Raw genomic sequence first — 16,132 nt, 5'->3', positions numbered from 1 at the left:
CCTACGGGAGGCCACAAATTCTGTAGGCCGGGTAAGCGCAGCGCCACCCGGCATTTACAATTAAGCCTGCTCTTTCGCGGCGGGTTTCGGCAAGAAACCTTCCAGCACGATTAACGCCGCACCGATACAAATTGCGCTATCGGCGAGGTTAAAGGTCGCAAAGTGCCAGTCGCCGACGTAGAAGTCGATCATATCGACCACAAAGCCATGCCACAGGCGATCGAACAGGTTACCTAACGCGCCGCCAATGATCAGCGCATAGGCGATGTTGTTCAGCTTTTGTGTCGCTTTCGAACGGTACATCAGCACCGCCAGCACCACACAGATACCGATAGCAATACCCGCAAAGAACCAGCGCTGCCAGCCACCGCTGTCAGCAAGGAAGCTAAACGCCGCACCGTAGTTACGCGCATAGTGCAGGTTAAGCGACGGGAACAGCGGAACCGTATCCCCCAGAGCAAAGTTCTGGAGGATCAGGAACTTGCTGCCCAGATCAATAATCAGCACCACCACAACCAGCCACAGCCAGCGCAGTCCTGTTGAACAGAGAGTTTTACTCATCAGGCAAACTTACGTTTTTCGCCGTCACCGGCGACGTTGCTTACACAGCGTCCGCAGATGTCTGCGTGTTCCGCCACCTGGCCGACATCGGTGGTGTAGTGCCAGCAGCGCGGGCACTTCTCACCTTCGGCTTTGCTCAGTGCGATTTTCAGTCCTTTAAGCAGTTCGCTCTGCTGAGCATCAGCAGAAGCGTCGGCATAATCCGCAACTTTCGCACCGGAAGTCAACAGGACAAATCGTAATTCATCGCCCAGCGCCGTCAGTTTGGCCGCCAGCTCAGGTTCTGCGTACAGGGTCACTGCCGCTTCCAGAGAACCACCGACTTTCTTGTCTGCACGCGCCTGTTCGATGACCTTGTTCACTTCGCCACGCACTTTCAGCAGCTCGTCCCAGAAGGCATCGTTCATCGCTTCGGTACTGGAGAGATCGAACAGACCTTCGTACCACTCGCCAGTGAAGACATACTTCTCACGCTCACCTGGCAGGTAGCCCCAGATTTCATCCGCGGTGAAGGACATAATTGGCGCCATCCAGCGCACCAGTGCTTCTGCGATGTGATACAGCGCAGTCTGGCAGCTACGACGCGCCACGCTGTCCGCTTTCGCGGTGTACTGGCGGTCTTTAATGATGTCGAGATAGAACGAGCCCATCTCGATGGAGCAGAAGCGCATCAGGCGCTGCACCACTTCATGGAAATCGTAAGACTCATATGCCTTAACGATATCTTCCTGCGCCGCTTTCGCACAGCCTACCGCCCAGCGATCCAGCACCACCATCTCTTCCGGTTTCACCATGTCTTTTGCCGGATCGAAACCATTCAGGTTCGCCAGCAGGAAGCGCGCGGTGTTACGAATACGACGATAGCTGTCAGCAGCACGTTTCAGGATCTCATCTGATACCGCCATTTCGCCGGTATAGTCGGTAGATGCCACCCACAGACGCAGAATGTCTGCGCCCAGTTTGTTCATCACATCCTGCGGAGAAACGGTATTACCGATAGATTTGGACATCTTACGGCCCTGACCATCAACGGTGAAACCGTGGGTCAGAACCTGACGGTAAGGTGCTTTACCTTTCATGGCGGTGGAGATCATCAGGGATGACATGAACCAGCCACGGTGTTGGTCAGAACCTTCCAGATACATATCAGCCGCGTGACCGGCAAACTCAGGACGCACGTCAACCACGGAGGCGTGAGTAGACCCGGAGTCGAACCACACGTCCAGAGTATCTGGCACTTTCTCGTAGTTGTCCGCGTCAGCGCCCAGGATATCGCGAGCATCGAGATCCCACCACGCCTGAATGCCATCAACTTCAACACGCTTCGCCACTTCTTCCATCAGTTCCAGCGTGTTCGGGTGCAGTTCGTGCGTCTCTTTATGCACGAACAGCGACATCGGCACCCCCCAGGTGCGCTGACGGGAGATACACCAGTCAGGACGGTTAGCCACCATGGATTCAATACGTGCCTGGCCCCAGTCCGGGATCCACTGCACGCCTTTGATCTCTTTCAGAGACTGCTCGCGCAGGCCTTTCTGATCCATGCTGACGAACCACTGTGGGGTCGCACGGAAGATGATCGGCGTCTTGTGACGCCAGCAGCACGGGTAGCTGTGCTGCATTTTCTCAACGTGCAACAGCGCGCCGCGCTCACGCAGCATCTCCACAATGATGTCGTTCGCTTTGAAGACATTGATACCGTCCAGCGATGGATACGTACCTGGCAGGTATGAGCCGTCCGGACCAACCGGGTTCGCGATTTCCAGACCGTATTTCAGGCTGATGTTGTAGTCGTCAGGACCGTGACCACCGGCGGTATGTACTGCACCGGTACCGGCTTCCAGCGTCACGTGGTCGCCCAGGATCGCCGGAACGTCGAAGTCCAGGAACGGGTGTTTGAAACGCATCAGCTCCAGCGCGTCGCCCTTCACGGTGCCCAGCACGTTGTAGTCGGTGATGTTCGCGCGTTTCAGCACGCTTTCCACCAGATCTTTCGCCAGGATCAGCGCCTGACCGTCAATCTGAACCAGTGCATATTCGAACTCACCGGAGAGGGAGATCGCACGGTTAGCTGGCAGCGTCCATGGGGTGGTGGTCCAGATAACCAGCGAGATCGGGCCGCTTACGCCCGGCAGGCCGAATTTACCTTTGATCGCATCCTGATCGACCGCTTCGAAGGCCACGTCGATTGAAGGCGAGGTTTTGTCGTAATACTCAACTTCTGCTTCTGCCAGCGCAGAACGGCAGTCTACGCACCAGTGCACCGGCTTCGCGCCTTTGTGCAGGTGGCCATTGCCGATGATTTTACCCAGCGCACGGATGATGTTGGCTTCGGTTTTGAAGTCCATGGTCAGGTACGGATGCGACCAGTCGCCCAGCACGCCCAGACGAATAAAGTCTGCACGCTGGCCGTCAACCTGAGTGGCCGCGTATTCACGGCATTTCGCACGGAATTCCGCCGCGGTGAATTTCTCACCCGGCTTACCAAATTCCTGCTCAACTTTCAGTTCAATCGGCAGACCGTGGCAGTCCCAACCCGGAACGTAAGGCGAGTCATATCCCGCGAGTCCTTTGGACTTCACGATAATGTCTTTCAGAATCTTGTTTACAGAGTGACCAATATGAATGCTGCCATTCGCATATGGAGGGCCATCATGCAGAATGAAGGTTTTTTTGCCTTTCTTGGCTGCACGAATGATGCCGTACAGGTCATCATCGGTCCAACGCGCCAGCATTCCCGGTTCGCGCTTGGCGAGATCGCCGCGCATCGGGAACCCTGTTTCCGGCAAATTCAGGGTTGATTTATAGTCACTCATCAGATTCTCGGTTCCGTATTTATCACGTAGGCATTTAAGCCGGGTTCAAAGCCCAAAAAACTCGCGGGCCGTTAATTCATCTCGCGCGATTTGCGCTTTTAGTTCATCCAGCGAGGCAAATCGCTGCTCATTGCGTATTTTTTTACGCAGTATGACATCTATATGGCGACCGTAGAGGTCCATTACAACGTCCAGCAGATGCACTTCCAGCTGCTGTCGCACACCGGCGACTGTAGGACGTGTGCCAATATTGGCGACACCGTAAAAAGGCTTCTCGCCCAGTCCAGCCACTTCCACCGCATATACCCCTTTAACCGGGGAGACCTGACGACGCAGCGGTATATTCGCCGTCGGGAAACCTATCGTACGGCCCAGCGCATCGCCATGAACCACACGACCAGAAATGGTAAACGGATGCCCCAGCAAATTCTCTGCGGTCTCCAGTTCATCATTGGCCAGCGCCTGGCGAACCGCCGTACTGCTGACGCGCACGCCACCTTCGCAAAAGGTCATCGCGCTGGTGACGTCAAAACCATATTCCAGGCCAGCCTTCTGTAATAGCAAGAAATCGCCCTGACGACCAGCGCCAAAGCGGAAATCATCACCCACGGCGAGAAACTGCACGCCAAGGCGCTTGACCAACAGGTCGCTGACGAAATTTTGTGCTGTCAGCGCGGCAAAACGACGATCAAAACGGACACACAATACGTAGTCCACACCGGACTGTGCCAGATAGCGCAACTTCTCGCGCAGGCGAGTAAGTCGGGCAGGCGATTTATCGCCCGCGAACAGTTCCAGCGGCTGCGGCTCGAAAATCATCACTACCACGGGCAGGCCACGCGCCTCCCCTTCTTTACGCAATCCCTGCAACAGCGCCTGATGCCCACGATGCACGCCGTCGAAATTACCAATGGTCAGCACGCACCCGTGGGGGGCTTTGCTGAGATTATGTATGCCGCGTATCAGCTTCATGTCTGGCTCAAAACAGTGAAAATCGCCAAAGTATACCTTGTACAGCGATTAAGGTTAACCGACGATTGTCTGCACAAAACAGAAAGCCGTAATGATTTCATCATGCTGACCTTTCACAGCAAAAAAATCTGTCCGGGAACTGCGATTTTTATGCCGAAAAGCTGTATTCACGAAAGACAAGCTGGTAGAATCCTGCGCCATCACTACGTAACGTAGCGTCGCTAATTAACGGCGCTTATTTGCACAAATCCATTGACAAAAGAAGGCAAAGAGGGCATATTCCTCGGCCTTTGAATTGTCCACATAGATCATATTTGGGAGTTGGACTTGGCTAATATCAAATCAGCTAAGAAACGTGCCGTTCAGTCTGAAAAGGCTCGTAAGCACAACGCAAGCCGTCGCTCTATGATGCGTACTTTCATCAAGAAAGTATACGCAGCAATCGAAGCTGGCGACAAAGCTGCAGCGCAGAACGCATTTAACGAAATGCAACCAATCGTGGATCGTCAGGCTGCTAAAGGTCTGATCCACAAAAACAAAGCAGCGCGTCATAAAGCAAACCTGACCGCGCAGATCAACAAACTGGCTTAATCGCCGCTTGTTGTTGCTTGTTTAAAGAACCCGCTTAACGCGGGTTTTTTTATACCTTCAGTTTGCTGGCGGGGTAAACAGCGCCGAGTAGTCGCGGTTACAGATACGCTGCACCGCCGGGTGTTGAATCATCCTTTCGGCGAAGATGGCGTGGTACTCCTCCATGACGTTATCGACTCTGCCAATCTCGGTAATCTTGTTATCTGAATAGAGATCGTGCATGTACAGCGTCGGCGCAACAAAGATTGCGTTGTGCGCCTCACCAAACGCTTTCATCAGTGCTGCATCATCGAACTCACCCAGGATCTCCACGTTCAGCCCCTGAGAGTTAAACCAGTTCTGCAGCTTACGCCCCAGCATGGAGCGCCTTCCCGGCACCAGCAAGCGGCGTTCTTCCAGACAGGCAGGGAACGGTTTTTCCGGAGGCGGGTTGATGCACCAGAAGCTTACCCCGCATTCACCAATCTTGACTGAGAACAGCCCCTCCTGCTGCGTGGAGTCGATGGGGCAATCCGAGATAATCATATCCAGTTTATGCTGGCTCAACTGCTCCAGCAGCATTTCGTGTGTGGATTCAAAACAGCGCAAATGGATCTGTTCGTCTTCAACCACCGCCGCATCCAGCACGCCGCTCACCAGCCGTTTCGAGAGGGCATCCGCCACGCCCACGTCAAACAGCAAATTAGACTCTTTGCGGTAGTTGACAATATCCAGCATCTCCTGGCTCAGGGTAAACATCTTGTCCGCATAGCGAAAAACCAGTTCACCCAACTCGCTTGGCTCTATGCCACGTCCTTTACGCTTGAACAGCTTGCCTTGCAGGCGTTCTTCCAGAGCTTTGATTTGCCCGGTGATAGTTTGTGGCGTCAGAAAAAGAGCTTCTGCCGCCCCTACCACCGAGCCTTGTTTGTAAACATGCCAGAAGTAATAAAGATGGTTGTAATTCAAATGAGACATCGCGTCTTCTCTCCCTGAGTGTATCGGGAGAAGAATGACCTCCTCCCGGTTTTCCGTTATGCCTGGACGGCCTGCCCGGACAACTTCACCTTCAATAAGATATAACCAATAACTGCGGCCAGTAATGAACCGATAAGAATGGCGAGTTTTGCCCAGATAATCAGCTCAGGCGCGTTTGCACCAAACGCCAGCGTCGAGATAAAGATCGACATGGTAAATCCGATACCGCACAGCACGCCGACCGCCATAATCTGACCAAATGTTGTGCCGTTCGGCAACGATGCCAGCTTAAGCTTCAGCGCCAGCCAGCAGAACAGGCTGATCCCCAGCGGTTTACCAATAAACAGCCCGGCAATAATACCCAGCGGCAGCACGGAAGTGAGCCCCTCCAGCGTAACCCCTCCCAGAGAAACGCCCGCGTTGGCAAACGCAAACAGTGGCAGGATCATAAAGGCGACCCACGGGTGCAGCACATGCTCCAGTTGTTTGGCCGGTGATTTACCCTCCTGCGGCTTAAGCGGCACAAAGAAGCCGACGATCACCCCGGCCAGCGTGGCATGGACACCCGATTTCAGCACCGCCGTCCACAGCACCATCCCCACAAGGATGTAAATTCCAATGCGACGGACATTGAAAATGTTCAACAGCGCCAGGACTGCAATCGCCCCTGCTGCCACGCTCAGCGACAGAATCGACAGATCGCTGGTGTAGAACAGCGCGATAATGACGATAGCCCCCAGGTCATCAATGATCGCCAGCGCCATCAGGAAGATTTTCAGTGCAACCGGAACCCGGCTCCCGAGCAACGCTAAAACGCCAAGCGCAAACGCGATATCCGTTGCCGCCGGGATCGCCCACCCGTCACGCGCGACAGGATCCTGCCAGGCAAACGCGAGGAAGAGCAGCGCCGGAACGACCATCCCGCCAATGGCGGCGATCACCGGAAACGCTGCGCGCTGGCGGCTGGCTAACGAGCCCATCACCAGCTCACGTTTCACCTCAAGTCCCACCAGCAGGAAGAACACCGCCATCAGCGCATCGTTGATCCACAGCAGCATGTTCTTGTTAATTTCCAGCGCGCCGACCTTAAGCTCGACGGGCGTTTCCAGAAATGCGTGATAGAGATCGCGCGTCATGCCCATGTTGGCGAGCAGCATCGCGGCCGCAGCAGCAATAATCAGGATCACGCCGCCGGATGCTTCACTGCTAAAGAAACGGTGTAGTAATTTCACGTTAATTCTCTCTTTTACAACAATACCTCGATAAAACCATAATATCAGCGCAAACAAATCGGTAAAAACAGATTAATATTGAATATATACTCAGTTTAACCGAGCTTTCGAACAAGAAATAAAAAACCCGGAATCGCTTCCGGGTTTTTAAAGGATAGTTACCAGCTAACGATTTAGCGGGTCAAATCATCGAAGAATTTTTTGACGCCATCGAAGAAGCTTTTGGAGCGTGGGCTGTTTTTCTCACCCGTCGGGCCGCCAAAGCTTTCCTGCAGCTCTTTTAACAGCTGTTTCTGCTTGTCGTTCAGGCCAACCGGGGTTTCAACCACCACGCGGCACAGCAGGTCGCCCTGCGCACCACCGCGAACGGATTTCACGCCTTTACCGCGCATGCGGAACAGCTTACCGGTCTGCGTTTCGCCTGGGATTTTCAGGTTCACGCGCCCATCCAGTGTAGGCACTTCAATTTCGCCACCGAGCGCTGCCATAGCAAAGTTGATCGGGACTTCACAGTAGAGGTTGTTGCCTTCACGCTCAAAGATAGCGTGCTGTTTCACCTGCACCTGAACGTACAGATCGCCTGCTGGTGCGCCGTGCTCACCTGCTTCGCCTTCACCTGCCAGACGGATGCGGTCGCCCGTATCTACGCCAGCCGGGATTTTAACGGACAGGGTTTTGGTTTTCTCAACGCGACCGTGGCCGTGGCATTTGGTGCATGGATCTTTAATCAGCGTCCCACGACCATGACAGTGCGGACACGCCTGCTGGACGGCGAAGAAGCCCTGACGCATCTGCACCTGACCGGAACCGTGACAGGTTGGACAGGTTTGTGGCTGCGTACCCGCTTTCGCACCGCTGCCATGGCAAACGTCACACTCTTCCAGCGTCGGGATACGGATCTCTTTGGTGACACCGCGAACGGCCTCTTCCAGCGTCAGCTCCATGTTGTAGCGCAGATCCGCACCACGCGCTGCGCGTTGACGACCGCGGCCACCACCGAAGATATCGCCGAAAACATCGCCAAAGATATCGCTGAAATCAGCGCCGCCGCCAAAGCCGCCGCCACCGAATCCACCGCCACCCATGCCGCCCTGTTCAAAGGCTGCGTGACCGTACTGGTCATAGGCCGCACGTTTTTGTGCATCGGTCAGGACTTCGTAGGCTTCTTTGATCTCTTTAAATTTAGCTTCAGCCTCTTTGTCACCCTGGTTGCGATCCGGGTGGAATTTCATGGCCAGGCGCTTATACGCCTTTTTGATTTCACGCTCTTCCGCAGTTTTCGGAACGCCTAAAATCTCGTAATAGTCTTGCTTTGCCATTGGTTTTTTTAAGCCCCTTAACATGCGAGCACGGGCGTGGAGAGTTCTCCTACGCCCGTGCCGATTAATTACCCTGCATCAGGGCGATTATTTTTTGTCTTTAACTTCTTCGAACTCAGCGTCGACAACGTCGTCGTCTTTCGCGTTGTTCGCTGAAGCGTCAGCGCCTGCCTGCTGCTGGGCATGCTGCTGCTGAGCGATTTCCATCAGCTTCTGAGAAGCCTGTGCCAGCTCCTGCATCTTCGCTTCGATATCCGCTTTGTCTTCGCCTTTCAGAGACGTTTCCAGCGCGCTCAGTGCAGCTTCGATAGCAGTTTTGTCTTCCGCTGGCAGTTTATCGCCGGCTTCTTCAACCTGCTTACGGGTGCTGTGCAGCAGATGGTCGCCCTGGTTACGGGTCTGAACCAGTTCTTCGAACTTACGGTCAGATTCCGCGTTGGCTTCCGCTTCACGAACCATTTTCTGGATCTCTTCCTCGTTCAGACCGGAAGAGGCCTTAATGGTGATCTTCTGCTCTTTACCGCTGTTTTTGTCTTTCGCGGAAACGTGCAGAATACCGTCGGCATCGATATCGAAGGTCACTTCGATCTGCGGCATGCCGCGTGGTGCCGGGTTAATACCATCCAGGTTGAACTGACCCAGAGATTTGTTATCAGACGCACGCTTACGCTCACCCTGCAGCACATGGATGGTTACCGCAGACTGGTTATCTTCAGCGGTAGAGAACACCTGGCTGTGCTTGGTTGGGATGGTGGTGTTTTTGCTGATCAGCGCCGTCATTACGCCACCCATGGTCTCGATACCCAGAGACAGTGGGGTAACGTCCAGCAGCAGAACGTCTTTAACATCACCGGTCAGCACGCCGCCCTGAACCGCAGCACCAATTGCCACTGCTTCATCCGGGTTAACGTCTTTACGTGGTTCTTTACCAAAGAATTCAGCCACTTTCTTCTGAACCATTGGCATACGGGTCTGGCCACCAACGAGGATAACGTCGTTGATATCAGACACGGACAGGCCAGCATCCTGCAGTGCAACTTTCAATGGCTCGATAGAACGGTTCACCAGGTCTTCTACCAGGCTTTCCAGTTTCGCACGGGTCACTTTGATGTTCATGTGCTTAGGACCGGTCGCGTCTGCAGTAATGTACGGCAGGTTCACGTCGGTCTGCTGAGCGGAAGAGAGTTCGATCTTCGCTTTCTCAGCGGCTTCTTTCAGGCGCTGCATAGCCAGCGGGTCGTTACGCAGGTCAATGCCCTGATCTTTCTTAAATTCGTCAACGAGATAGTTGATCAGACGGGTATCGAAGTCTTCACCACCCAGGTGCGTATCACCGTTGGTTGCCAGAACTTCGAAGGTTTTTTCGCCGTCTACTTCGTCAATTTCGATAATAGAGATATCGAAGGTACCACCACCCAGGTCGTAAACCGCGATAGTACGGTTGCCAACTTCTTTATCCAGACCGTAAGCCAGAGCAGCAGCGGTTGGTTCGTTGATGATACGTTTTACTTCCAGACCTGCGATACGGCCAGCATCTTTAGTTGCCTGACGCTGAGCATCGTTGAAGTACGCAGGAACGGTGATAACAGCTTCAGTTACCGGCTCACCCAGGTAATCTTCTGCGGTTTTCTTCATTTTTTTCAGCACTTCTGCAGAGATCTGAGGTGGTGCTGTTTTGGTGCCTTTCACATCAAGCCATGCATCGCCGTTATCTGCTGCGATGATTTTGTAAGGCATGATAGAAACGTCACGCTGAACTTCTTCGTCCTGGAAGCGGCGGCCAATCAGGCGTTTAATCGCAAACAGGGTGTTTTGCGGGTTCGTCACTGCCTGACGTTTAGCCGGCTGACCAACCAGAGTTTCACCATCCTGGGTATAGGCAATGATAGAAGGCGTGGTGCGATCGCCCTCGGCGTTCTCCAGCACACGTGCAGTAGTGCCATCCATAATCGCTACACAAGAGTTGGTAGTACCCAGGTCGATACCAATAATTTTACCCATCTAAACGTCTCCACTAAAAATTCAGTCAACATGTGGTTGTGTACCTGTAATAAGGGCAGAACGTGCTTTTTCAACTGCCCAGATTTGATTTTTTTCAGGTCCACACACTGCGGTTGCTTACAAGATGGGGTCGCAACGTCATCCATCAAGGGGGGAAGGATAAAAAAAATTTTAATTTCACCCTGACGAGATCATAGACGGCATCGTTTGCGCCCATTATGATGCCGCGCCCCTTCAGGGAGTACTGTCGCGGGTTTAACCATTTCACCATATTAATGATGATTTTTTTGAGGACTTATGGGCAACACTAAGTTGGCTAATCCGGCTCCGCTGGGCCTGATGGGTTTTGGCATGACCACCATTCTGCTGAACCTGCACAACATCGGGATGTTCCCGATGGATGGCATTATCCTGGCGATGGGCATTTTTTACGGCGGTATCGCGCAAATCTTCGCGGGCCTGCTGGAATATAAGAAAGGCAATACCTTCGGCTTAACCGCCTTTACCTCTTACGGTTCCTTCTGGCTGACCCTGGTCGCCATTCTGCTGATGCCTAAAATGGGCCTGGCAGAGGCGGCAAACGCCCATTTCCTGGGCGTTTACCTGGGCCTGTGGGGTGTCTTCACCCTGTTCATGTTCTTTGGCACCCTCAAGGGTAACCGCGCACTGCAGTTTGTCTTCCTGAGCCTGACCGTGCTGTTCGCCCTGCTGGCGATTGGTCATCTGGTGGACAACGAAGGCATCGTTCACGTTGCAGGCTGGATTGGTCTGGTTTGCGGCGCAAGCGCTATCTACCTGGCAATGGGTGAAGTGCTGAACGAGCAGTTTGACCGCACCATTTTACCGATTGGTGAAAAACACTGATCCCTCTGTCGTGTCCGCCTCGCGGGCACGACATTCTCCCATCTGGCGAAGCCAAATCCCCAACACCAGCCCCATCAGCGACAACGCCAGCACATACCAGGCAGGTGCCAGCGGTGACACGCCCATCAATACCGTAACCGCAATCGGCGTCAGTCCACCGAAGATGGCATATGAAACATTGTATGAGAATGAGATGCCGGTGAAGCGGACTTCTGGCGGGAAGGCCCGAACCATCACATAAGGCACCGCCCCCACCACGCCAACGCACAGCCCTACCACGCCGTATAAAAGGAACAGCTGTTCAGGATGACTCCCGGCCAGATGGTAAAACGCCCAGCTTGAGCCCGCCAGTAACAGGCTGCCAACGATAAAGGTTACGCTAGCACCGAAACGATCCGCAGCCAGCCCGGCGGCCAGGCAGCCGAAGCAGAGCATAACCGTGGCGATACTGTTCGCCTGTAAGGTCACCGCCGGGGCAAAGCCATACTGCTTTTGCAGCCAGACCGGCGACATCAAAATCACCACCACAATGCCTGCCGAGAGCAACCAGGTCAGCAGCATCGACACCACCACCGCTTTTTTATGACGCACCACGACGGCTTTAACGGGCAACTCTTGTGCCAGCGCTTTGCGCTGCTGCATTTCGAGGAAAATCGGTGTCTCCTGGAGCCAACGGCGCAGGTACATCGCCACCAGGCCAAACGCCCCGCCCAGCAGGAACGGCAGACGCCAGCCCCAGTCGTGTACGGCCTGTTGCGTCATGCTGGTATTCACAATTGTCGCGACCACGGAACCGAGCAAAATCCCCACCGTTAGCCCCGCGGTTAAGGTTCCGCAGGCGATACCAATGCGGCGCGCCGGAACATGCTCCGCGACAAACACCCACGCCCCCGGCACTTCACCGCCGATGGCCGCCCCCTGAAGAATACGCATCAGCAGCAACAATAACGGGGCGAGAATGCCCATCGAGGCGTAGGTTGGCAGCAGACCAATGGCCAACGTCGGCACGGCCATCAGCAGGATACTGAGGGTAAACATCTTTTTGCGCCCGACAAGATCGCCAAAGTGCGCCATCACAATCCCACCAAGAGGACGCGCCAGATACCCGGCAGCAAAAATACCGAAGGTTTGCACCTGACGCAGCCATTCCGGGATATCCGCCGGGAAGAACAACTCCCCCACCACGGCGGCAAAGAAAACAAAGATGATGAAATCGTAAAACTCCAGCGCGCCGCCCAGGGCCGCGAGCGTAAGAGTTTTGTAGTCCTGTCGATTCAGAGGTCGGGTGTTATGTGACATAGCGAACCATTTAGCGTGTGTTGTGGAATTATTATTACAGCCATCGTAAAGAAAAAATTACTATACCGTAAAACTTTTAGCACACCACAGCAGCTTCAGCTAATGTCACATAATGGTTATTTTCAGGAGATTGTTTCGCGGCGTGCGCTTTTAGGACGAAATGCTGCTACTACTTTGTCGTCGGTTTCGACATACGGCCCGTCCAGCAGCTGTATACAATACGGTACACTTGCAAAGATCCCATGGACGATCACGCTGCCGTCATCCGCTTTTAACCCTTCCAGCGTCTCTTTGATCGACTTAGGCTGGCCCGGCAGATTCAGGATCAGCGCCTGCTTGCGAATCACCCCCACCTGACGGGAGAGGATCGCCGTTGGAACAAAGTGCAGGCTAATCTGGCGCATCTGTTCACCGAAGCCCGGCATTTCACGGTCAGCTATAGCAAGCGTAGCATCTGGTGTCACATCACGACGTGCAGGACCGGTTCCGCCGGTGGTCAGCACCAGGTGGCAGCTCATCTCATCCACCAGCTCACACAACGTCTGCTCGATGATCGGCTGTTCGTCCGGGATCAGGCGGGTCTGGATTTCAAACGGGGTGGTCAGCGCGCTACCCAGCCACTCTTCAAGAGCAGGGATGCCTTTATCCTGATAAACACCGCTTGAGGCGCGGTCAGAAATCGACACTAAGCCGATGCGTAAGGTATTCATATCCATTCCATTCAAAAAGTACTGATTAAAGGGAATGATACACGCAGAGGGGAATTTCAGACAGAGTACGAAAGAAGTCGCGTGACCGGGAGCCCGGTCACGCAGAATGATTACAGCAGATCGCCGATCATTTTTTCCAGTTTTTCCTGGTCAATAGCAAACTTACGGATACCGTCAGCCAGTTTGTCTACCGCCATTGGATCCTGGTTGTGCTGCCACAGGAACTCGGATTCAGTGATACGCTCTGGACGCGCTTTCACTTCACCGGTGTAAGACAGTTTACGCTCGATGGTACCTTCGCTTTCAGCCAGCTCTTTCAGCAGCGCTGGTGCGATGGTCAGGCGGTCACAGCCAGCCAGTTCGATGATTTCGCCGACGTTACGGAAGCTTGCGCCCATAACAACGGTCTCATAACCGTGCTGTTTGTAGTATTCGTAGATTTCAGTCACGGAAATCACGCCTGGGTCTTCAGACGCGGCGTACTCTTTTTTGTCGGTATTGGCTTTGTACCAGTCCAGAATACGACCCACGAACGGAGAAATCAGGTATACGCCCGCTTCCGCACATGCACGCGCCTGCGCGAAGGAGAACAGCAGCGTCAGGTTACAGTTGATACCGTCTTTTTCCAGCTGTTCAGCAGCGCGGATACCCTGCCAGGTAGAAGCCAGTTTGATCAGGATACGGTCATTGCTGATACCCGCATCGTTATACATTTTGATCAGACGTTTGGCTTTCGCGATAGACGCTTCGGTGTCGTAGGAGAGACGCGCATCCACTTCGGTAGAGATGCGGCCAGGAACCAGTTTAAGGATCTCCAGACCGATGTTCACTGCCAGTTTATCAGTGGCATCCACAACCTGCTGCGCGCGGTCGTTGCTCTGTGCTTTCGCCCAGGTCACGGCGTCGTCAATCAGTTTGCGATACTCAGGGATCTGCGCGGCGTTAAGGATCAGAGAAGGGTTAGTTGTGGCATCCTGCGGCTGGTACAGCTTCATTGCCGCGATATCTCCGGTGTCAGCTACGACAGTGGTGAACTGACGAAGGGAGGTCAATTTATCCGTCATGATAGTGTTTCTCTTTTAACGTGCCCTGGATAATTCACGCTACCGACAGCATGCCTGCAGCGGAAAAATGACAGGTTTACTTGTTAGGGGGATGTAACCGGTCTGCCCTGATGATAACACGACAGAGGGGTAGCGCAACCGCAGACAGTGCGCTTAGCCAATGTATGATAAACTCGGAATATTAAGAGGCAGCTACGTAACAGTACGCCCAATATGTGGTAGTGCTTACATCCTTACCCTGGCATCAACATGAGGGACGTTAATGCCTGATTTCTTTTTCTTTATTAACGAAGTGCTCTGGGGTTCGATAATGATATACCTGCTTCTGGCAGCAGGTATATGGTTTACGTTACGCAGCGGTTTTATCCAGTTTCGTTATATCCGCAAATTTGGCAGAAGTCTGAAAAACAGCGTCACGCCACAACCCGGTGGATTAACCTCGTTCCAGGCGCTGTGCACCAGCCTTGCGGCACGGCTTGGCAGCGGTAACCTGGCGGGGGTCGCGCTGGCTATCAGCGCCGGTGGGCCGGGGGCGGTTTTCTGGATGTGGGTGACGGCAATTATCGGCATGGCAACGTCCTTTGCCGAATGCTCTCTCGCCCAGCTCTACAAAGAAAAAGATCATCATGGCCAGTTTCGCGGTGGCCCTGCCTGGTACATGGCGCGCGGCTTAGGGATGCGCTGGATGGGCGTGCTGTTCTCACTTTTCTTACTCGTCGCCTATGGCCTGATTTTCAACACCGTCCAGGCAAATTCTGTCGCCCATGCCCTGCGCTATGCCTTCGCCTGTCCGGAATGGCTCACCGGCGCGGGGTTAGCCCTCTGCATACTGCTGACCATCTCTACCGGTCTTAAGGGTACAGCCCGCCTGATGCAGTGGCTAGTTCCCATTATGGCCTTGCTCTGGGTTGCGGCCAGTCTGCTTGTCGCTGCGTTGCATATCGACCAGGTGCCGGATGTGATTGCGACCATTTTCAGCAGCGCCTTTGGCTGGCGTGAAGCGGCTTCGGGTGCGCTGGGCTATACCTTTAGCCAGGCGCTGATGGCGGGTTTTCAACGCGGTATGTTCTCTAACGAAGCCGGAATGGGGTCTACCCCCAATGCCGCGGCGGCGGCCGCTTCCTGGCCCCCTCACCCGGCCGCGCAAGGCATTGTGCAAATGATTGGCGTCTTCACGGACACGATTATTATCTGCTCCTCCAGCGCCATGATCTTGCTGCTGGCAGGCCCAATCTCTCACTCAACGGAAGCCGGCGGGATACAGCTTCTTCAGCAGGCGCTGGTGAACCTTACCGGTGGCTGGGGAGCGGGATTTGTTTCGCTCATTCTGCTGTTGTTCGCCTTCAGCTCGATGGTCGTCAATTACCTTTACGCCGAGAACAACCTCATTTTCCTGAAGCTCAACTCTCGCCCCATGCTCAACCTGTTGCGCCTGGGCATGTTGCTGATGGTCATCGTGGGTTCTCTGCTTAGCATGCCGGTGGTCTGGCAACTGGCGGACGTGATTATGGCGCTGATGGCGATCACCAACCTGACGGCGATTTTGCTGCTCTCGCCCGTGGTTACCCTCATCGCCCGGGACTACCTTCGCCAGCGCAAGCTGGGGGTTCCGCCTGTGTTTGACGCCTCGCGCTACCCCGAAATCAAGTCGCAGATTGCGCCCGGCACGTGGGATGATTTGCCGCGGCAATAACAGCTATCGATCAATTCAGGGCGATTTTTTGCTAAAGTCGCCTTAAATTTCCT

General features: G+C 54.2%; 13 protein-coding genes and 1 pseudogene. 3 read left to right on the top strand and 11 right to left on the bottom strand.

Annotated features, from left to right (window positions below):
• Positions 1-60: 60 nt before the first annotated feature.
• The 4 genes and pseudogenes from lspA to AC2FAK_RS01660 form a co-directional block, all read right to left on the bottom strand.
• On the bottom strand, positions 61-561 hold the full coding sequence (gene lspA / locus AC2FAK_RS01675) for a signal peptidase II (RefSeq protein ID WP_013095527.1): 501 nt from the start codon (positions 559-561) through the stop codon (positions 61-63).
• Positions 561-3,377 (bottom strand): isoleucine--tRNA ligase, encoded by a 2,817-nt coding sequence (gene ileS / locus AC2FAK_RS01670; protein WP_095455063.1) that lies wholly within the window; start codon positions 3,375-3,377, stop codon positions 561-563. The genes lspA and ileS overlap by 1 nt, the downstream gene beginning before the upstream one ends.
• Positions 3,378-3,422: 45 nt before the next feature.
• Positions 3,423-4,349, bottom strand: a complete 927-nt coding sequence (ribF, locus tag AC2FAK_RS01665; RefSeq protein ID WP_020688470.1) for a bifunctional riboflavin kinase/FAD synthetase — start codon at positions 4,347-4,349, stop codon at positions 3,423-3,425.
• A gap of 7 nt (positions 4,350-4,356) precedes the next feature.
• Positions 4,357-4,575: pseudogene (locus tag AC2FAK_RS01660) on the bottom strand (DUF2575 domain-containing protein).
• Positions 4,576-4,676: 101 nt separating this feature from the next.
• Here AC2FAK_RS01660 and rpsT point away from each other — a divergent pair.
• Positions 4,677-4,940, top strand: coding sequence for a 30S ribosomal protein S20 (gene rpsT / locus AC2FAK_RS01655; protein ID WP_003856458.1), 264 nt, complete (start codon positions 4,677-4,679; stop codon positions 4,938-4,940).
• A 57-nt stretch (positions 4,941-4,997) separates the two neighbouring features.
• Here rpsT and nhaR read toward each other — a convergent pair whose 3' ends face one another.
• The 4 genes from nhaR to dnaK form a co-directional block, all read right to left on the bottom strand.
• Positions 4,998-5,897, bottom strand: a complete 900-nt coding sequence (nhaR, locus tag AC2FAK_RS01650; protein ID WP_020688469.1) for a transcriptional activator NhaR — start codon at positions 5,895-5,897, stop codon at positions 4,998-5,000.
• 56 nt (positions 5,898-5,953) lie between these two features.
• Complete coding sequence (gene nhaA, locus AC2FAK_RS01645) at positions 5,954-7,129, bottom strand: Na+/H+ antiporter NhaA (RefSeq protein WP_095455064.1); 1,176 nt, start codon at positions 7,127-7,129, stop codon at positions 5,954-5,956.
• A gap of 173 nt (positions 7,130-7,302) precedes the next feature.
• A complete protein-coding gene (dnaJ, locus tag AC2FAK_RS01640; RefSeq protein WP_014830600.1) occupies positions 7,303-8,448 on the bottom strand; it encodes a molecular chaperone DnaJ in 1,146 nt (381 codons plus the stop codon).
• A gap of 87 nt (positions 8,449-8,535) precedes the next feature.
• On the bottom strand, positions 8,536-10,449 hold the full coding sequence (gene dnaK / locus AC2FAK_RS01635) for a molecular chaperone DnaK (RefSeq protein WP_013095521.1): 1,914 nt from the start codon (positions 10,447-10,449) through the stop codon (positions 8,536-8,538).
• Between the two features lie 297 nt (positions 10,450-10,746).
• Between dnaK and satP the strand changes: the two genes are divergently transcribed.
• Positions 10,747-11,313 (top strand): acetate uptake transporter, encoded by a 567-nt coding sequence (satP, locus tag AC2FAK_RS01630; protein ID WP_013095518.1) that lies wholly within the window; start codon positions 10,747-10,749, stop codon positions 11,311-11,313.
• Here satP and AC2FAK_RS01625 read toward each other — a convergent pair.
• The 3 genes from AC2FAK_RS01625 to tal all read right to left on the bottom strand — a co-directional run bounded on the left by AC2FAK_RS01625 (position 11,290) and on the right by tal (position 14,386).
• Positions 11,290-12,612 carry an MFS transporter gene (locus AC2FAK_RS01625; protein WP_020688467.1) on the bottom strand — a complete coding sequence of 441 codons (1,323 nt, stop codon included), beginning with the start codon at positions 12,610-12,612 and terminating at the stop codon, positions 11,290-11,292. The genes satP and AC2FAK_RS01625 overlap by 24 nt on opposite strands.
• A 122-nt stretch (positions 12,613-12,734) precedes the next feature.
• A complete protein-coding gene (gene mog, locus AC2FAK_RS01620; RefSeq protein WP_013095516.1) occupies positions 12,735-13,322 on the bottom strand; it encodes a molybdopterin adenylyltransferase in 588 nt (195 codons plus the stop codon).
• A 110-nt stretch (positions 13,323-13,432) separates the two neighbouring features.
• Entirely contained in the window at positions 13,433-14,386 is a 954-nt protein-coding gene (tal, locus tag AC2FAK_RS01615; protein WP_013095515.1) for a transaldolase, read from the bottom strand.
• 262 nt (positions 14,387-14,648) lie between these two features.
• Here tal and AC2FAK_RS01610 point away from each other — a divergent pair, with 262 nt between their 5' ends.
• Positions 14,649-16,079 carry an alanine/glycine:cation symporter family protein gene (locus AC2FAK_RS01610; RefSeq protein WP_029882677.1) on the top strand — a complete coding sequence of 477 codons (1,431 nt, stop codon included), beginning with the start codon at positions 14,649-14,651 and terminating at the stop codon, positions 16,077-16,079.
• The last annotated feature ends 53 nt before the right edge of the window (positions 16,080-16,132 follow it).

It is taken from the genome of Enterobacter cloacae complex sp. 394F7 (assembly GCF_057320385.1).
Note: the sequence above shows the minus strand (reverse complement) of the source record. Positions and strands in the feature narration are given on the sequence as shown.